We start from the raw sequence: 17,773 nt of genomic DNA on the forward strand, positions 1-17,773 counted from the left end.
AAGGATTACCCTCGCCGTGGCATCGGCAAACGCTCTGGTCGCATCAGTGCGGTGCCCGGGAGTGAATCGCCTGCTGAGCGCGGTCGCGACCGGGTCGGTACGCTGAGCCGGTTCGTGCCGGACATCGGCCGGATGTGTGTGGCTAGTGCTGGAGGATGGTGCGGTGGTGGGGGCTCGGGTGTCGGTGTGTGTCCCGGCATTCAACGCGGCGCGCACGATCACCGAGACGATCGAGTCGATCCTGACCCAGGATTTCGGCGACTTCGAGGTCGTCGTGGTCGACAACGCCAGCACCGACGGCACCGGCGAGCTGGTGCGCGCGTTCACCGACGACCGGATCCGGCTGCACACCAACGACACCGTGCTGCCCATGGTCGAGAACTGGAACCGCACGCTCGGCCTGGCCGGGGGCGAGCTGGTCAAACTCGTCTGCGCCGACGACCTGATCACCCCCGGCTGCCTGTCGGCCCAGGTAGAGGCGCTGCGCGATCCCCGGATCGCGGTGTCGGGCGCCAGGTTCGACGTCATCGACGACGCGGGCGCCGTGCTCGCCCTGGGCCGCGGGCTGGCCGGGATCACCGGCCGCTGCTCGCCGCGCACCGCGCTGCGCGCCTTCGTCCGCAAACTGCCCGACGCGGTGTGCCCGACCGCCGCGTTCCTGTTCCGGCGCCGCGAGCTCGCCGCCACCGGCGGCTTCCGGGGCGACTTCCTCTACGCCATGGACATCGATCTGGTGGCACGGCTGTGCGCGCACGGCCAGTTCTACGGCGACCCCGACGTCCTCGCGATCAGCCGCGCCTCGGCGTTCAACTACTCCTCCACCACTTCGACCCTCAGCAAGTTCTCCGAGGTGGTGCGGTTCAACCACCACTACCGGCGCGCGCATCCCGACCTGGTCGGCCCGCTCGATGTCGTGGCGGGCGACGCCGTGGTGGCACGACAGGCGCTGGTGCGGCTGTGCGCGCGGGCGAAACGCCTGTCCGGGAAGGGCTGACGGCATGGGCGTGCTGCTGTACCTCGCCGCCGTGCCGGTGGGCTGGTTGTTCCTGCGCTGGATCCGGCATCGGCCCCAGCGCGGCCTGCTGCTGGTCGCCGCGCTGGTGCCGTTCAACGGGCTGCTGCTGATCGCGCCGGGATGGATGCAGGTCAACGGGTGGAAGGAGGCGTTGCTGCTGCTCACGCTGGCGGTGGCGATCTTCGTCCCGCAGCCCGATGCCGGTCCGCGCCCGGCCATCCCGTGGTGGCCGCTCGGCGCGGCGCTGTGCGTGTTCGGGGTGGTGTCGGCGTTCGTGACGGCCGGATCGCTGGGCCTGTTCGCGATCAAGATCACGTTCTTCTACTTCGTCGTGGTGCCGCTGATCCTGTACCTGCGCCCGTTCGACGCCCGCGACCGGGACCTGCTGGTGACGATCATGATGGTCGAAGCCGTCGGCATCGCGGTGTTCGGGCTGGCCCAGCAGGCCATCGGCGGCGCGGGGCTGGCCGCCATGGGCTACGAGTACAACGAGACGATCCGGTTCTCCGGCGGGATCCTGCGCTCGTTCAGCACCTTCAACCAGCCGTTCCCGTTCGCGTTCTACCTCGTCACCGTGCTGCTGGTCGGTGGGTCGGTGGCGCTGGCCGCGCCGTCGCGGCCGCGCAACCGGCTGTTCCTGATGGCCACGCCCATCCTGGTCGTCGGCGCCGCGGCCAGTGTGGTGCGGGCGGCGCTGGCCGGATTGCTGGTCGGCGCACTGGTGCTCGCGGTGGTGCGGTACCGGCGTCAGCTGAAGACGGTGATCATCGGCGGAGTCGCGCTGATCGTGCTCGGCAGCGTCGTGGTCTCCTCGCAGGCGCGCAGTTCGCTGTTCTCCTCGTCGAGCCTGGCCGACCGCGGCACCGGCTGGAACACCGTGCTGCGCTCGGTCGGCAGCCATCCGTTCGGTGACGGGCTGGGCTCCACGGGCGCCGCGAAGGCCAAGCAGCTGGTGGAGGAACTCGGCCCGATGGCGGAGAAACTGCCCTACGCCACCGGCGAGGTGCAGATCTACGGCCGCCCGTATCAGCCGGACAACTACTACGTGAAGCTGCTCATCGAACTGGGACCGATCGGGGTCTGGCTGTTCTGCGCGATCATGGTGGTGATCTATCTGCTGGCCCTGCGCGGCGCGCGCACCCTGCGCGGCAACGACTCGGCGCTCGCGCTCGGGGTCGCGGCGTCGGTCCTGGCCAGCGCGGTGGCGGCGGTCGCGTCGAGCTACTTCGAGATCTTCCCGAGCGACTTCTACTTCTGGTTGCTGGCCGCGGTCGTCGGCTGTGCCGTCACCCAGCGGTCCACGTCCGAGCCCGTCGAGCACGGCTCCGTCCCCGAGCAGGTAGCGTGAGATTCCCGAGAAGTGAAAATGCCGGTCCCGGAGTGTGTTTCGGTGCGCTGGCCTACCGCCCGCACGGTGCCGGAGTGTCGACGTATCAGCGTGAACTGCTGGCGCGGATGCCCGAGCTGCTGGCCGGGACCGCGGTGACGGCGCTGGTGCAGGCCGATGCCGCCGCGGCGTTGCCCGAGGGGATCGCGGCGCTGTCGCGTCCGGTCGCGGCGGGCGCGCGGCGCGCCTGGCACGGGATCGCCCCGCTGCGCGGCGCGGATCTCTTCCACGGCCTCGATGTCGACCTTCCGCTGACCGGTCCGCGCGCCACCGTCGCCACCGTCCACGACTTGTCGGTGTTCGACGTCCCGTGGGCGTTCAGCCGGTACCGGGCCGCGGGCGAGCAACTGCTGGTGCGGATGTCGCTGACCCGGGCCGACCTGCTCGTCGCGGTCTCGGAGTTCACCGCGCAACGCATCGCCGACCGCTTCGGCCGCGAGGCCGTGGTGGTGCCGCTGGCGCCCGCCGCCTGGGCGCGGGTACCCGAGGCGGCCGAGATCGACCGGGTGCGTGCGCGCTACGAGTTGCCGTCGCGGTTCGTCCTGCAGGTCGGCACGGTCGAGCCGCGCAAGCAGGTCGGTGTGCTGGCCGAGGTGGCACGGGAACTCGAGATCCCGCTGGTGCTGGCCGGCGCGGGATCCGACGGTCCGCAGGCGCCGGCGGGCGCGCTCGGGCTCGGCTACGTCGACCTCGCCGATCTGCCCGCGCTGTACGCGGCCGCGACGGTGGTCGCCTACTGCTCGCAGTACGAAGGATTCGGTCTGCCACCCGTGGAGGCGATGGCCTGTGGCGGCGCGGTGGTCGCCAGCGCGGTGGGCGCGCTGCCCCAGGTGTGTGGCGACGGCGCGATCCTGGTCGAGCGGACCGGTGTCGACGCGTGGACGCGGGCGCTGCGGCCGCTGCTGCACGACGTGGACGCCAACCGCGAACTGCGCGAACGCGGCCTGCTCGCGATGACGAAACTGAGCTGGCAGGCGACGGCCGAGGCCACCGTCGCCGCCTACCGGTCCGCCGGACTGCTCGCATGACCGACGAGGCGACCGTCGCCCCGCCCCGGCGCGCGCTGTCCGGCCGGGCGGCGGCGAACAACACCGCCGCCATGCTCGCCAGCCGGATCTTCTCCGCCGTGCTCGGCCTGTTCGGCACCATGCTCATCGCGCGGATGCTGCCCGCCGTCGAATGGGGCTATTTCTCCTTCGTCTTCGGCTTGCTCGGCATGCTCGCGATCGTCACCGATCTCGGCGTCGGGCGCGCGGTCATCGGCAAACTCGTGCACGGCGAGCCCGGCGAGGTCGCCGAGATCGCGACCTCGTTCATCGTCTTGCGCACGGTCCTGGGTCTGCTCGGCTACGGCCTCGCCGTCGGCTACGTGCTGGTGCTGCGCTGCCCGCCGGAGGTGGTCGCGGCCACCGCCCTGGCCGGTCTCGTGGTGGTGATCGCGACACCGAGTCACGCGCTGACGGTGCTGTTCCAATCGACCATGCGGCTCACCCTGGTCGCCGGGGCCGAGGCATTGGCGCGCAGTGTCCAGCTGGGTGTGACGGTGCTGGCGGTCCTGTGGTCGCCGACGCTGCTGGTGGTCGTAGTGCCCGCCGTCGTCTACGAGATCGTCGCGCTCGCGGTGAAGGTCGTCGGGATCGGGCGCGGTCTGGGCGGGCCCCTTCCGGCGCGGCGCGTCGAGCTGGGCTGGTGGGGCGGCATGCTGCGCGAGGCGCTGCCGCTGAGCATCGGGCTGGCGTTGATCATCGTGCTGCAGAAGGTCGGGCTGCTGCTGCTCGGCCACTTCGACACCTTCGAATCCGTCGGGTTGTACGCCGTCGGCATGAAATTCGCCGATCTGCTCGACACCGCCGCGATCGCGGTGGTGGCCCCGCTGACAACGCTGCTGATCGCGCTGTGGCCCGGCGACCCGCTGCGGTTCCGCCGCCACTTCCGGCAGGCGACGGTCGCGTTGACCGTGCTCGGGCTGGCGGCGCTGGTCGCGTTCTGGCCGGTCGCCGCCGACGCGGTGCGCCTGCTGTTCGGCGCCGACCTCGTGGCCGCGGCGGGTGCGGCGCGCCTGCAGATCGTCGGCGGCCTGCTCGGGGCGCTGGCCCACCTCGGGCTGGTGGCGCTGATGGCGGTGGGGCGCAACATCGTGATCCCGTGGATCGCGGGGGCCGCGCTGCTGGTCAACCTCGGCGCGGCCTGGCCGTTGATCACCCGGATGTCCTACGACGGCGCCGTGCTCGCCGGTCTGCTCGCGCAGGCGGTCCTGCTGGTGGCGGTCTGGGTGGCGCTGGCGCTCACAGTGCGGGAGCGCCGGTTGGTGCCGATCGCCACCGCCATCGCGGTGACCGGTGTCGCGGTGGCGGTGATCGCCGCCGCGACCGCCGTCCAGCAGCGCTGGGATCCGCCGTGGATTGTCACCTCGGCCGTGGCGTGCCTGTTGTACCTTGTGCTCGCCGGAAGCATTGTGCGAAGGACCGACGGATTGACGATACGAAGTTTGCGGGAGCCGAAACCTGATGACACTGTGGCGAATAGCTCGGACGACGCTGATCGCCGCACTGGTCACCCTGACGGCGCTGGGGTGCGCGACAGCGCCGGCGCAGACGACTGACACCACCGTGGCCACCGGACTCGGGATCTCGGGCGGGCACTCCTGGCTCGAACTCGACGCCGCGGAACTGGACCGGCAGATGGCCGTCGTCGCGGGCACCGGCGCCACCTGGGTGCGCATCGACCTGGACTGGTCGGTGATCGAAGCCGACCGCGGGCGCCAGGACTGGTCGGCCACCGACCGCGCCGTCGGGGCGGCTCGCGCGCACGGGCTGTCGGTCCTGGCGATCCTCACCTACGCGCCCGCCTGGGCGGGCCTGCACGAAGGGGTCGCGGGCAGCAAGGCGGTGCCGCAGCCGGTGCTGTTCGGCCGCTTCGTCGGTGACGCGGTCGACCGCTACCGCGATCAGATCGCACACTGGGAGATCTGGAACGAACCCAACGTCACCGCGTTCTTCACCCCGAATCCGGATGTCGGCATGTACGCGCACCTGCTGCGGCAGGCGGCGACCGCCGTGCGCACCCGGCAGCCGCACGGTCAGGTCCTGGTCGGCGGGCTGGCCCCGGCGACCGACGAGGGACCCGACATCGCGCCCACCACCTTCGTCGAAGCGCTCTACGAACTCGGCGCCGAGACCGACTTCGACGGCATCGCCGTGCATCCGTACTCCTACCCGGAGATGCCCGCGTCGCCCGCCTGGTACAACGCCTTCGGCAATCTGCTGCGGATCCGGCGGATCATGGACGCGCACAACGACACCGCGGCGCGGCTGTGGCCCACCGAGTTCGGCGCCCCGACCGGGACCGGCGCGCGGTCGGTGAGCGAGCAGGCTCAGGCCGCGATCCTCGACGAAGGCCTCGGCCTGGTCGGCACCATCCACGACGTCGGCCCGATCTTCGTGTACTCGCTCGTCGACGCCGGGGCGGACCCGAACGATCTCGAGCAGAATTTCGGACTGCTGCGCCGCGACTACAGCGAGAAGCCGGCCATGGCCGTGGTCCGCGCGTACGGGGAGCGGCTGCGTGCCGGCCGCTGACCCGGTGCGGGAGGTCCTGTTCGTCGCGCACTCGAGCCAGGCGTCGGGGGCGGAGAAGATCATGCTCGCCCTCGCCGAACTGGCCGTCGCGCGGGGGTACCGGGTCCGCGTGGCCTGTCCCGCAGGGCCGCTGAGCGCTCGGCTGCCGGATACTGTTGCGCACCAGCCTCTTCCGGAGCTCGGCCTGACCGGTCAGCAGGGCGTGGAGCGTCTGCGCGCCGCGGTGATCATGGTGTGGCGTTGGCTGCGCGCTGCCCTCATTCTGCGGCGCCTGGCCCGTCCCGCGAGCGTGACGACGGTGGTCAACTCGACGATGGCGTTGCCCGCCGTGGCGCTGACGCTGCCGCGCAGGCGGACCGCGGTGTGGCTGGTGCACGACGTGCTCGCCGGTCGCCGCCAGTTCGTGGTGGCTCGTCTCGGCCGTCTCGCCGTCGGCCGGGCGGTGGCCGTCTCCGAGCGTGCGGCGGTACCGGTGCGGCAGTGCGGTTTCGACGTGCGGGTCGCCCGGCAGGGCGTGGCGTGGCCGGTCGAGCCGGCGCCGGTCGTCGACCGCGCGCCGCTGGTGGCCGGGATTCTCGGCGTCGTCACCGCGTGGAAGGGTCACCACGTGCTGCTGGCCGCCGCGGCCGGGGTGCCCGACCTCCGGATCGAGATCGCCGGATCGGCCCACCCGGGCGACGAACCATACCTGGCCGAACTCCGCGCCCGCGCAGAGCGTTCCGACCTGGCCGGCCGGGTCCGCTTCCTGGGCGCCGTCGACGCGCTCGACACCCTGCGCGGCTGGGACATCCTGGTCTCGGCCAGCGTCCTGCCCGAAGCGGGCCCACTGGTCGTGCTGGAGGCGATGAGCGTCGGCGTCCCCGTCGTCGCCACCGACCACGGCGGCAACGCCACCCCCGACACGGCCGTCTGCGTGCCACCCGACGATCCGGACGCACTACGCGCGGCGCTCGAAACCCTGGCCCGCGACCCCGATCTGCGCGCCGACCTCCGCGCCCGGGGACGCGCGCACATCGCGGCCGAGCACGACCTGTCCGTGACCCTGCCCCGGATGCTGGACGCGCTGCTCGCGCGGGATCAGAACGAGACGGTCGGCCCGTAGGTGACGACCGTGTCGCCCGTGGCCGACACGATCCGCACGAACGGGCGGAGGTTGGCCGGGCCGAGCACGCCGGTGACCGTGCCGTGGAAACCCGCCAGCCGCAGTACACCGTCGGTGCCCGTGACCTCACCGGCGGCGACCTCGACCTCCCGGATCCCGGGGCCGAACCCGACGCCCAGCTCCACACCGGCGCGGGGGAGCAGGCCGTCGATCTTCACTGTCGGGCCGCCCGTACCGACCTCGATGCCGAGTCCCGGAGTCGACCATTCGAATTTGAGCCGCCCGTCGAGCGTCGCCGGGTAGCCGATCTGATAGCCGACGGTGAGTCTGCCTGCCCAGCTCGCGGCGTCGGGGCCGGTCACCCGGTAGGACGCGGTGCCGCTGTGGAACCACTCGCGCGTCAGTGGATTGCCGTCCAGCGGGGCCACGACGTCGATCCGGGTGTCGGACTGCACCGCCTCGACGAGGCGATCCCTGCCGTCGACAACGGCGGCGCTGCTGTCGACCCCGGCGCCGGCCGCGCCGGAACCGAGGGTGAGACCGAGAGCGGCGGCCGAAGCCACCGCGAGCAGACGCAGTGCGCGCGGACGGAACACGATGAGCCCCCTGAAGACGTGGATGTCGCCCACCGATCCGGATACCGCCACGGCGACCCTGCACGTGGCGCGAGGCTGGGCGGATCGAGTATGGCACGGTGCGCGATCATCCGCCCGACGGCGAAAGATGCACTGCGCCACAGTCTTTGCGCTACCGCATCACTCCGGACGGCGAACCTTCGCACGGTCGGGTGGGACCGGTCCGGCCGGGTCGTCGACATACCAGCGTCCGTCGAGTGCCGGCAGCGCCGCAGCGACCTCGCCGAGCAGGTCGGGCAGGGTCAGCAGGACGGCGTCGGGGTCGGCGTCGAGCAGCTGGGCGGGGGAGACGATGGGTACGTCGGTGCCCGGCATCCGCCTGCCCTGCTTGGCGGTCGAGGCGTCGGCGACACCGGCGAGCACACCGCGATGCGCGCCCGCCATCGCCAGCAGCGCCACCGCCCGCGAGGCGGCGCCGTAGGCGTAGACGCGCCGCCCGGTCGCGGCGCCCTGCTCGAGCCAGGTGCGCAGCGTCGAAACATGCTGATCGACAACGCGTTGCAGCGCCTCGGTTTGGTGGTCTGCCCCCGCCTCGGTCGCGAGCACCCGGTCGACGGCATGGTCGGCGGGATGGTCCCCGTGCCGGGCGGCGATCAGCACGGTACCGCCGTAGAGCTCGAATTCCCACGCGCCGACCACACTCATCCCCGCCGCGCGCAGCAGCGTTTGCAGTGTCTCGAGGGTGTAATAGGCGAAATGGCCGTGCCGCAACGCATTCCACTGCCCCTGCGCGATGATCGCGGCCAGCGAGTGGTACTGCACCAGCAGTACTCCACCGGGTGCGGTCGCGGCGGCGCGGGCCGCGAAGGCCGCGCGCTGATCGGGCTCGTGCATGATGCCGAAACAGTCCAGCACCACCGCGGCGGGCCCGGTGGTCTCGGTGAAACCGCGCTCGGTCAGCAGCGGCAGCCAGGTGCCGCCGTGGGGGCTGCCGAACTCGGTCACCGTGGTGCCGCGCAGCAGTCCGGCCGCGGCCACCCGCGCGACCGCGTCGGCGGCCTGGTCCCGCAGTGCCCGCGGTTCGACACCGCGCGGCTCGGCGGTGACGGTGTCGTCGTCGGCGAGCTGGGCCAGCCCGCAGGCGGCGCACCGGTCCATCCGCAGCGGATGACCCGATTCGGCGGGGTCCACCGGCGATCCGGCCGGCGGGAAATGATCGGCGGCGGGCACCGAACCCAGATCGAGCACGGGAGTGAGGTCGGTGCCGGCGCAGCCGCGGCATCGGCGGGTCATGGCAGGATGTCCTTCGTGCGTATCGAGCGGACCGCATTGGCCGACGTGGTGATCTTGGTCCCCGAACCCTTCCGGGACGAGCGCGGGCTGTTCACCCGCACCTTCGACGCCCACGAGTTCGACGCCCACCTCGGCGTCGAGGGCGCCGCCGCCGCTTTCGTGCAGGACTCGCAGTCGCGCTCGCGACGCGGAGTCATCCGGGGCATGCACGGCCGTGGCGGGCGCGGCGAGGCGAAACTGGTGCGATGCGCGCACGGCGCGATCCACGACGTCCTGGTCGACATCAGGCCAGGCTCGCCCACTTTCGGTGTCGCCCAGGCCTTCCGGCTCGACGACGAGGCCTTCCACCACCTGTACGTCCCGCCGGGATTCCTGCACGGCTTCCAGGCCCTTACCGAACTCGCCGACGTCTGCTACCGCATCGACCGCCCGCACGATCCCGCCGAGGATCTCGCGGTCGCCTATGACGATCCCGAGCTCGCCATCGCGTGGCCGCTGCCCCCGGGCCCGGTCTCCGCGCGCGACGCGCGCGCGGGTAGCTGGGCGCGGCTGCGCGCTACGCTGACGACGTCGCACTGACCCGGCGCAACCGGGCGTCGAGCACCCCCGCCTCGCACAACCCCTGCAGGTGGGGGAGCCGGGTGAACCGGCGGAAGAAGGACTCCTCGGTCAGCCCCCGCGCCGTGTACTCGGTGTACAGCTCCACCGCGCCCGCCGGGACCGTCCACTGCGCCTCGAAGCCGAGAACCGCACGCGCGGAGGAGAAGTCGACCCGATAGGACCGAGGGTCGGCGCCGTGCTCGCCGGTGATCAGCAGTCGCGAACCCGGCACGGTGTCGACCACGGCCGCGGCGATCTCGGCCACGGTCAGATTGTTGGCCTCGGTGCCGATATTGAACGCGCGGGCCGAGATGTCGGCGGCGGGCACGGTCAGGCACCGTTCGAACGCGGCCGCGATATCGAGCGCGTGCACCAGCGGACGCCACGGTGTGCCGTCGGAGAGCACCTTCACCTCGCCGGTCAGCACCGCGTAGCCGACCAGATTGTTGAGCACGATGTCGGCGCGCAGGCGCGGCGAGAAGCCGAACGCCGTGGCATTGCGCAGGAACACGGGGGTGAAGTCGGCGTCGGCGAGCGCGGCCACGTCGTCCTCGACGCGCACCTTGCTCTGCGCGTACGGGGTGATCGGGCGCAGCGGCGCGTCCTCACCGACCAGCTCGGCACCGGCGGCCCCGTACACCGAACACGTGGAGGCGTACAGGAACCGGCGCACCCCCGCGTCCTTGGCCACGCGGGCCAGACGAACCGAGGCGTGGTGGTTGATGTCGTAGGTGATCTCCGGCGCCAGCGCGCCCAGCGGATCGTTCGACAGCGCCGCCAGATGGATCACCGCGTCGAACCCGCGCAACTGGTCCACGGTGACCTCGCGCAGATCCACCGCGAGACCCTCGGGGTCACCGGCGAACTCACCCAGCAGGCAGTCGGCGAAGTAGCCGATGTCCAGGCCGGTGACGGTGTGGCCCGCCGCCCGCAGCACCGGCACCATCACGGTGCCGAGATAGCCCTGGTGCCCGGTGACCAGTACCCGCATGTTCACGTCCGTTCCCATCTCATGATCGCTTTGTCCAGGACGAAGGCCTCCGCGTACGGCGCGTGACACTGCACGCCCCGCATCCGGGCCAGGCCGAGGAAGGCCTGCTCGTCGAACCAGTCCCGGCCCGTCTGCGACGGATAGTGCTCGCGCAGCAGCCGCGACTTCTCCTGCGCCAGTTCCCGGCTCATCGGGTGGTACAGGGTGGGGGTGGGAGTGTCGGTCTCCCACTTGAGGATCTCGTAGCCCAGGGTCAGATGGTCGCGGAACTCCGTCGGCACCAACTCGGCCAGCAGCCGATGGTCCTGGTGGGCGTCCCCACGATGCGGGGCGAACACCACCTCGGGTTCGCCGCCGCGGCGGAACGCGACCAGCGCGTCCTTGATCCGGTCCCAGTGCGCGGGCGCGCGACCGTCGGGAATGTCGAGGATGTCGAGCTCGGGTGCGGCACCGGAACAGAACGCGGTGAGCGCCGCGCGTTCCTCGGCCGCGCGCGCGGTGCCGCCACCGGTGAGCACCAGCGCCCGCACTTCGACATCGGGCACGGCCCGGGTGAGCGCGAGCAGCGTCGCGCCCATCCCGATCGCGATGTCGTCGCAGTGCGCGCCCAGCACCGCGACCCGGCGCGGCGGCGTGCGGAAAAGCCCGATCACGCCCGGTCCCACACCATCCACGGCCGCGTGCCGTTGCGGTAGGCGTCGTCGAGTTCGGCGCGTTCCTTGAAGGTGTCGGCCGGCTTCCAGAACCCCAGATGCCGGTAGCCGAACAATCGGCCCTGCCCGGCCAGGGTGCCGCAGGCATCGGCGACGAGGTCGCCGCCGGGTGGCAGCAGGTCGAAGATCTCCTGGCTCAGCACGAAGTAGCCGCCGTTCTCCCACAGCGGCATCCGCGCCACCGGCATGATGTCCTTCACCTCACCGGCCGGGGTGATGTCGACACAGTGGAACGAGGACTGCGGCGGCACCACCATCATCGACGCGGCCGCGCCGGACTCGTGGAACGCCTCGATCATCGTGTCCAGCGGCGCGTCGGTGAGCACGTCGGCGTAGTTGGCCAGGAAGTACTCGTCATCGCCGAGGTGCTCGCGCACCCGGCGCAGGCGCTCGCCGATCGCCGACTCCACCCCGGTGTCGACGAAGGTGATCGACCAGTCGGCGATGTCGCTGCCGAGCAGCTCGAGCTGCCCGTGGCGGATCACGAAGTCGTTGGAGGCCGTCTCCTGATAGGTCAGGAAGAAGTTCTTGATGTGCTCGGCGCCGTAGCCCAGGCACAGCACGAACTCCTTGTGGCCGTAGTGCGCGTAGTAGCGCATCACATGCCACAGCAGCGGGCGCGGCCCGACCAGCTGCATCGGCTTGGGTACGACGTCGTCGGACCCGCCGCGCATGCGCATCCCGTACCCGCCGCAGAACAGCACGACCTTCATCGGTTCACCTTCGTTTCCGTGACCGCGCGATGCAGCACCGGCAGCGGATAGACCAGTTCGCCGCCCCAGTCGCCGACATGACGCAGCTGGGCGGTGATCTCGGTTTCGAGATTCCAGGGCAGGACCAGCACCACGTCGGGCCGGTCGGCGTCGAGCCGCTCCGGCGGGTGGATCGGGATGCGGGTGCCCGGGGTGTAGCGGCCGTGCTTGTACGGATTGCGGTCCACGGTGTACTCGAGCAGATCGGGCCGGATCCCGCAGTAGTTGAGCAGGGTGTTGCCCTTGCCCGGCGCACCGTAGCCGACCACTCGCTTGCCTTCGGCCCGGCAGTCGAGCAGGAAGCGCAGCAGTTCCTGCCGCACGGTCACCGCCCGGTCGCCCAGCGCCGAATAGCCGGCCGGGTCGTGCAGTCCCGCGGCGCGTTCGCGGTCGAGCACCGCCGCCACCCGCGCGGTCGGCGTCGCGACCGGATCGGGGCGGGCCCACAGCCGGATCGAGCCGCCGTGGGTGTCGAGCAGTTCCACGTCGACGACGGTCAGCCCGGCCACCGCCAGCGCGCGCTGCGCCGAATACACGGTGTAGTACTGGAAATGTTCGTGGTAGATCGTGTCGAACTGCCCCAGCTCCACCAGGTTCAGCGCGTGGTGCACCTCGATCGAGAGCCAGCCGTCATCGGCCAGCAGTGCCCGCAGCGCGCGGGTGAAGCCCCGCAGATCCGGCACGTGCGCGTAGACGTTGTTGGCCACCACGAGATCGGCGGGCCCGTGCGCGGCGCGCACCCGGGCCGCGGTGTCCTCGTCCAGGAAGGCGGTCTCGGTGGCGACGCCGATCGCGCGGGCGGCGGCGCCGACGTTCACCGAGGGTTCGATCCCCAGGCAGGGGATGCCCCGGGCCACCGCGTGCTGGAGCAGGTAGCCGTCGTTGCTGGCCACCTCCACGACGAAGGATTCGGCGGTGAGCCCCAGCCGCTGCACCGCCGCGGCCACGAACTCCTCCGCGTGGCGCACCCACCCGCTCGAATACGAGGAGAAGTAGGCGTATTCGGTGAACGTGTCCTCCGGCGTGATCAGCGCGGGCAGCTGCAGCAGCAGACAGTCCTCGCACAGACGCAGATGCAGGGGATAGGTGGGTTCGGGCCGATCGAGCTGGTCCGCGGTGAGGAAACTCTCGCAGGGCGGCGTCGCACCCAGATCCACCACACTGGTCAGCCGGCCGGAATCACAGAGCCGACACTGCACGCACGCCTACCTTCTTGCACCGATGATCATCCCGGCCGCTGCCGGGTACGCCGGAGAGTCGGCGAGACCGGCACAGACGTTACAGCCTCCGGCGACAATGGTCGCGGCGAAATCCCTGGTGGCCGTACCAATTCATGGTATGTTTCGGGGCTCTTTCGGGTGAGAGCCGACAGCTATCGCGCTCCGAGTGGTCGCCGCCACCCTCGCCGCTATGAATTCCGGCACAGTTCGATGCCGTTGTCCTGCAGTCATATCCAGATGCGATCACCGGCCGTCCCGCCGCGGGGAGGATCGCGGGCCGCGCCGCTACGATGCGAAATGCGCGGCGGCGCAGCTGCTCAGGGCCACGATCGGGCGACTGTGTAACGCTCGGTGGGCCTGCACCGACTCGACGGACGCGGGACCCGACACGCTCGGTATCCGCCGGCGAAACGGGTGGCGATTCGTCGCCCCCTGGGGGAGAGGTTGGGTACATGAGCTTCGAGTTCGCCGGCGGCGGCGATGTCGAGGTGGTCGGTGGCACCGCGGCGGTGCCCGCGGAGCGCAGACAGTGGCAGACCGGGTACGCCCAGCGCGTGGCGTTCACCGACACCGTGATCGTCGCGGCGGCCGTCGGTGCCGCCCAGATCCTGCGGTTCGGCGGCCCGGCGGATCCACCGCTGGCCTGGCCGCTGCCCTACGACATCGGCTACTCGGTGGTCTCCGGCGCGCTCGCCGTGGTCTGGCTGGCGCTGCTCAGCGGTCGGGGTACCCGGGCCCCGCACGTGATCGGCACCGGCGTCGAGGAGTTCCGCCGCCTGTTCTCCGCGACCCTGCGCCTGTTCGGGGTACTGGCCATCCTGGCGCTGATCTTCCGGATCGAGTTCGCCCGCGGCTACCTCGCGATCGCCCTGCCCACCGGATTGGCCGCACTGGTCGCGGGCCGGATCGCCTGGCGGCTGGTGTTGCGCCGCTGGCGCGCCCAGGGCCGCTGCCACACCGGGGTCCTCGTCGTCGGCTCGCCGGAGGCCGCGCACGCCATGGCGAGCGCCTTCACCGACGACCCCGCCTCGGGCTATCGCGTGGTGGGGGTCTGCGTGCCGGAGGGAACGACGTTCGCCGCCGCCGAGGGCACCTCGCTGATGGGCGACGACCGCTCGGTCCTGGAAGCGGTGCGCCGCAGCGGCGCGGACTCGGTCGCGGTCGCCGCCACCGAACACCTCGGCCCCGCCGAACTGGGCCGCATGGCCTGGGAACTCGATCAGCTCGGCATCGACCTGATCGTGGCGCCGGGCGTGGTCGACATCGCCGGCGTCCGGCTCACCAACCGCCAGGTGGCCGGCATGCCGATGCTGCACATCGACGGCCCCCGCTACAGCCTGGCCAAATCCCGGCGCAAGGCCGTGTTCGACCTGTGCTTCGCGAGCACGGTGCTGATCCTGATCGCGCCCACCCTGCTCGTGATCGCGCTGGCGGTCAAGCTGACCAGCGCCGGGCCGGTGTTCTACCTGTCTGAACGCATCGGCCGCGACGGGGTGCCGTTCCGGATGATCAAGTTCCGCAGCATGTTCGCCGACGCGGACCGGGCCGTCGAGCACCTCATCGACGAGCACGGCGGCAACCCGCTGTTCTTCAAGCTCAAGGACGACCCCCGGGTCACGCCCGTCGGCCGCTTCCTGCGCAAATACAGCCTCGACGAGCTGCCGCAGTTCTTCAACGTGATCCGCGGGGAGATGAGCGTCGTCGGCCCCCGCCCGCAGGTGCAGCGCGAAGTCGACAGCTACGACGCGGTCATGCGGCGGCGGCTGCTGGTGAAACCCGGCGTCACCGGACTCTGGCAGGTGAGCGGGCGTTCCGACCTGTCGGTCGAGGAATCGGTACGCCTGGACCTGTCCTACGTCGAGAACTGGTCCATGCTGCTCGACCTGGAACTGATCGGCCGCACCATCGGCACCGTCGCCCAGGGCGAGGGCGCCTACTAGACCCGCCGGGGCCGGGCCGGTGCGGACACCGGCCCGGCACGGTCAGCGCAGGTCGCGGCGCCGGAAGGCGGTCAGGCCGGCCGCGATACCGGCCAGGGCGACCAGGCCGAGCCACAGGACCGGAGTCACGCTGAACTCCGCGCCCGGCAGCTTCGGCGGATGCACGAACGGCACCAGATCCATCAGCCACTGCGGGAACGCGCCCAGCGAACCGAGCAGCAGGATCACGATCATCGCGCTGAGCACCGCCCAGGCCAGCGGCGCGTATCTGGGCAGCGCGCCGAACAGCAGCAGCGCGATCCCGGTGACGACCCAGACCGCGGGCAGCTGCACCGCGACGGCGCCGAGCGAGTCCGCGAGCTTGCCGGGGACGTCACCGTCGGTGCCGCCCCAGACGAGCCCGATCCCGAAGCCGGACACCAGCAGTGCCACCGCCGGGCCCAGGAGCGCGAACAGCAGATGGCTGCCCGCGTACCGCACCCGCCCGACCGCGGCGGCCAGCACCGACTCCGCCCGGCCGGTGTTCTCCTCCTCGTGCAGCCGCAGCACCGCCGACACCGAGTACGCGGACGCGGCGGCGGCCAGCATCGTGATCGCGTAGGCGATGAACGACTTCTCCAGATCCGCCGAACCACCCATCGAGGTGACCACGTCCTGCAGGGTGCCGCTGTCGTCGAGCATCCCGCCGATGCTGTCCACGGCGCCGCCGATCAGCAGGCCGTACAGCCCGAATCCGACCGTCCACGCCAGCATCGAGCCGCGTTGCAACCGCCACGCCAGCCCCACCGGGCCGGCCAGCGTACCGCCGGCCACGGCCGGACCCGGGCGCTCGGCCAGCAGCCCGGCACCGAGATCGCGAGTGCGCAACAGCCCGTAGGCGAGCAACGTCGCGCCCACCGCCAGCACCGCCAGCGGCACCAGCACCCACCACCGTTCACCGGCGTACGGGCGGATCTGCAGGCACCAGCCCAGCGGTGAGAACCACGAGAGCACACCACTCCCGGCGTCGCCCACCGCGCGCACCGCGAACGCCGCGCCCAGCGCGCCCAGTGCCACCCCGCGGGCGATCCTGGCGCCGTTGCTGAGCTGGGCGGCCACCGCCGCCACCGCACCCCACACGATGCCCGACGCGGCCAGCGCCGCACCCCAGGCCACCGAGCCCGCGGTGGGCAGGTCGGCCGCCAGCAGTGAAGCGGTGCAGGCGATTCCGGCCAGCGCCGAGGCACCGAAGGTGAGCAGCAGCGCACCCGTCAGTCCGGCGAACCGCCCGATGCTGGTGGCGCCCACCAGTTCCGCGCGCCCGGTCTCCTCCTCGACCCTGGTGTGCCGGACCACCGTCAGCACGGCCGCGATCGCGATCATCGAATACATCGCGCCGGCTTTCCAGGTGCCGATGGAACCCAGCGAGGAATCGAAGACCGGGCCGTACATGGCCAGCAGCGCCGGGCTGGCCGCGGTGGTCGTCGCGAAACTGTCGAGCTGCTGCTGGGTCGCGTAGAGATCCTTCACCGAGACGACCTGCAGGGCGGGCATGAGCCCGATCAGCAGCGACCACAGCGGCGCGATGATCCGGTCCCGCCGCAGGTACAGCCGCAACAGCTGCCCGGTGCCGGCGAATTCGCCTGCCGTGCGCGATGTTCCGAGGAAGCCGGGGGAGGCGGCGATGGTGGTCATGCCCGCACCGCCGCGGTGTCGGCCGCGCCGTCGGCGTCGACGTGATAGTGGCGCAGGAACAGGTCCTCGAGCGTCGGCGGGGCGCTGGTCAGGCTGCGCACGCCCGCGTCGCCCAGGACGCGGATCAGCGCGCCGAGGTGCTCGGCGTCGACCTGGCAGCGCAGCGTCGCGCCGTCGCGTTCGACGTCGTCGACGCCGGGCAGCGCTTCGACATCGCCGGGGTCGCCGATCAGTTCGGCGGTGATCGCCGTGCGGCTCAGGTGCCGCAGCTGATCGAGCGAACCCGATTCGACGGTGCGCCCGGCCCGGATGATCGTCACCCGGTCGCACAGGTGCTCCACCTCGGACAGGATGTGACTCGACAGCAGCACCGTCACCCCGCGCGCCGCCGCCTCGCGGACGCAGTCCTGGAAGATCTGCTCCATCAACGGATCCAGGCCCGAGGTCGGCTCGTCGAGGACGAGCAGATCGGCCGTGGCGGAGAAGGCCGACACCAGGGCGACCTTCTGCCGGTTGCCCTTCGAATAGGTGCGTGCCTTCTTGGTGGGGTCGAGCTCGAACCGCTCGATCAGCTCAGCCCGCCTGCCCGCGTCGAGCCCGCCCCGCATCCGGGCCAGCAGATCGATCGTCTCCCCGCCCGACAGCGACGGCCACAGCGTGACATCGCCTGGCACATAGGCGATCCGGTGATGCAGTACGACCGCGTCGGCCCAGGGATCGCGGCCGAAGAGGGTCGCGGTGCCGCCGGAGGCGCGCAGGACGCCGAGCAGGATGCGGATGGTGGTGGACTTACCGGCGCCGTTCGGGCCCAGGAAACCGTGGATCTCGCCGGGCGCGACCCGCAGGTCGAGGCCGTCGAGCGCGGTGAAGCGGCCGAACGTCTTACGCAGGTCATGGACATCGATGACCCGGTCGGTGGTGGGGGAGGGCATC

The 17,773-nt window shown here is 71.4% G+C and carries 16 protein-coding genes; 8 read left to right on the forward strand and 8 right to left on the reverse strand.

What is annotated here, in order from left to right:
• Positions 1 to 163: 163 nt before the first annotated feature.
• The 6 genes from EL493_RS18305 (at position 164) to EL493_RS18330 (ending at position 7,082) form a co-directional block, all read left to right on the forward strand.
• The gene (locus tag EL493_RS18305; RefSeq protein WP_051719488.1) at positions 164 to 994 is read left to right on the forward strand and encodes a glycosyltransferase family 2 protein; all 831 of its coding nucleotides are present in this window, start codon (positions 164 to 166) and stop codon (positions 992 to 994) included.
• 4 nt (positions 995 to 998) lie between these two features.
• Positions 999 to 2,363, forward strand: coding sequence for an O-antigen ligase family protein (locus EL493_RS18310; protein ID WP_019046756.1), 1,365 nt, complete (start codon positions 999 to 1,001; stop codon positions 2,361 to 2,363).
• A 134-nt stretch (positions 2,364 to 2,497) separates the two neighbouring features.
• Entirely contained in the window at positions 2,498 to 3,430 is a 933-nt protein-coding gene (locus EL493_RS18315) for a glycosyltransferase family 4 protein (RefSeq protein ID WP_030201996.1), read from the forward strand.
• On the forward strand, positions 3,427 to 5,004 hold the full coding sequence (locus EL493_RS18320) for an oligosaccharide flippase family protein (RefSeq protein ID WP_019046758.1): 1,578 nt from the start codon (positions 3,427 to 3,429) through the stop codon (positions 5,002 to 5,004). The genes EL493_RS18315 and EL493_RS18320 overlap by 4 nt, the downstream gene beginning before the upstream one ends.
• A gap of 7 nt (positions 5,005 to 5,011) precedes the next feature.
• Positions 5,012 to 5,980, forward strand: a complete 969-nt coding sequence (locus EL493_RS18325) for a glycoside hydrolase 5 family protein (protein WP_019046759.1) — start codon at positions 5,012 to 5,014, stop codon at positions 5,978 to 5,980.
• A complete protein-coding gene (locus EL493_RS18330; protein ID WP_019046760.1) occupies positions 5,967 to 7,082 on the forward strand; it encodes a glycosyltransferase family 4 protein in 1,116 nt (371 codons plus the stop codon). Before EL493_RS18325 ends, EL493_RS18330 begins: the two co-directional genes overlap by 14 nt.
• Here EL493_RS18330 and EL493_RS18335 read toward each other — a convergent pair.
• The gene (locus EL493_RS18335; RefSeq protein ID WP_019046761.1) at positions 7,058 to 7,729 is read right to left on the reverse strand and encodes an MspA family porin; all 672 of its coding nucleotides are present in this window, start codon (positions 7,727 to 7,729) and stop codon (positions 7,058 to 7,060) included. The two genes, EL493_RS18330 and EL493_RS18335, sit on opposite strands and share 25 nt — an antisense overlap.
• A gap of 108 nt (positions 7,730 to 7,837) precedes the next feature.
• Positions 7,838 to 8,950: a class I SAM-dependent methyltransferase gene (locus EL493_RS18340; protein WP_019046762.1), complete on the reverse strand. Its 1,113-nt coding sequence runs from the start codon at positions 8,948 to 8,950 to the stop codon at positions 7,838 to 7,840.
• Positions 8,951 to 8,965: 15 nt separating this feature from the next.
• On the opposite strand from EL493_RS18340, the gene EL493_RS18345 reads away from it, so the two are divergent.
• Complete coding sequence (locus EL493_RS18345) at positions 8,966 to 9,529, forward strand: dTDP-4-dehydrorhamnose 3,5-epimerase family protein (protein ID WP_022566980.1); 564 nt, start codon at positions 8,966 to 8,968, stop codon at positions 9,527 to 9,529.
• Here the strand turns inward: EL493_RS18345 and EL493_RS18350 are convergent.
• Genes EL493_RS18350 through EL493_RS18365 form a run of 4 tightly spaced genes read right to left on the reverse strand, consistent with a single transcriptional unit; the run spans position 9,507 to position 13,205 of the window.
• Positions 9,507 to 10,541, reverse strand: coding sequence for an NAD-dependent epimerase/dehydratase family protein (locus EL493_RS18350; RefSeq protein WP_022566979.1), 1,035 nt, complete (start codon positions 10,539 to 10,541; stop codon positions 9,507 to 9,509). The genes EL493_RS18345 and EL493_RS18350 overlap by 23 nt on opposite strands.
• 2 nt (positions 10,542 to 10,543) lie before the next feature.
• The gene (locus EL493_RS18355) at positions 10,544 to 11,194 is read right to left on the reverse strand and encodes a PIG-L deacetylase family protein (RefSeq protein WP_022566978.1); all 651 of its coding nucleotides are present in this window, start codon (positions 11,192 to 11,194) and stop codon (positions 10,544 to 10,546) included.
• Positions 11,191 to 11,967, reverse strand: a complete 777-nt coding sequence (locus tag EL493_RS18360; protein ID WP_019046766.1) for a glycosyltransferase family protein — start codon at positions 11,965 to 11,967, stop codon at positions 11,191 to 11,193. Before EL493_RS18360 ends, EL493_RS18355 begins: the two co-directional genes overlap by 4 nt.
• The gene (locus EL493_RS18365; RefSeq protein WP_019046767.1) at positions 11,964 to 13,205 is read right to left on the reverse strand and encodes a class I SAM-dependent methyltransferase; all 1,242 of its coding nucleotides are present in this window, start codon (positions 13,203 to 13,205) and stop codon (positions 11,964 to 11,966) included. Before EL493_RS18365 ends, EL493_RS18360 begins: the two co-directional genes overlap by 4 nt.
• A 473-nt stretch (positions 13,206 to 13,678) precedes the next feature.
• Here EL493_RS18365 and EL493_RS18370 point away from each other — a divergent pair, with 473 nt between their 5' ends.
• A complete protein-coding gene (locus EL493_RS18370; protein WP_019046768.1) occupies positions 13,679 to 15,166 on the forward strand; it encodes a sugar transferase in 1,488 nt (495 codons plus the stop codon).
• Between the two features lie 42 nt (positions 15,167 to 15,208).
• On the opposite strand, the gene EL493_RS18375 is transcribed toward EL493_RS18370, so the two are convergent.
• The gene (locus EL493_RS18375; protein ID WP_019046769.1) at positions 15,209 to 16,840 is read right to left on the reverse strand and encodes an ABC transporter permease; all 1,632 of its coding nucleotides are present in this window, start codon (positions 16,838 to 16,840) and stop codon (positions 15,209 to 15,211) included.
• On the reverse strand, positions 16,837 to 17,772 hold the full coding sequence (locus EL493_RS18380; RefSeq protein WP_019046770.1) for an ABC transporter ATP-binding protein: 936 nt from the start codon (positions 17,770 to 17,772) through the stop codon (positions 16,837 to 16,839). The genes EL493_RS18375 and EL493_RS18380 overlap by 4 nt, the downstream gene beginning before the upstream one ends.
• Between the last annotated feature and the right edge of the window lies 1 nt (position 17,773).

The sequence above is a fragment of the Nocardia asteroides genome, from assembly GCF_900637185.1.
GTDB classification, from domain to species: domain Bacteria; phylum Actinomycetota; class Actinomycetes; order Mycobacteriales; family Mycobacteriaceae; genus Nocardia; species Nocardia asteroides.

Coding starts and splice junctions, on each gene's coding strand:
- EL493_RS18320 (WP_019046758.1), top strand. CDS start 3,427: ATGACCGACGAGGCGACCGTCGCCCCGCCCCGGCGCGCGCTGTCCGGC.
- EL493_RS18375 (WP_019046769.1), bottom strand. CDS start 16,840: ATGACCACCATCGCCGCCTCCCCCGGCTTCCTCGGAACATCGCGCACG.
- EL493_RS18360 (WP_019046766.1), bottom strand. CDS start 11,967: ATGAAGGTCGTGCTGTTCTGCGGCGGGTACGGGATGCGCATGCGCGGC.
- EL493_RS18370 (WP_019046768.1), top strand. CDS start 13,679: ATGAGCTTCGAGTTCGCCGGCGGCGGCGATGTCGAGGTGGTCGGTGGC.
- EL493_RS18350 (WP_022566979.1), bottom strand. CDS start 10,541: ATGCGGGTACTGGTCACCGGGCACCAGGGCTATCTCGGCACCGTGATG.
- EL493_RS18340 (WP_019046762.1), bottom strand. CDS start 8,950: ATGACCCGCCGATGCCGCGGCTGCGCCGGCACCGACCTCACTCCCGTG.
- EL493_RS18380 (WP_019046770.1), bottom strand. CDS start 17,772: ATGCCCTCCCCCACCACCGACCGGGTCATCGATGTCCATGACCTGCGT.
- EL493_RS18310 (WP_019046756.1), top strand. CDS start 999: ATGGGCGTGCTGCTGTACCTCGCCGCCGTGCCGGTGGGCTGGTTGTTC.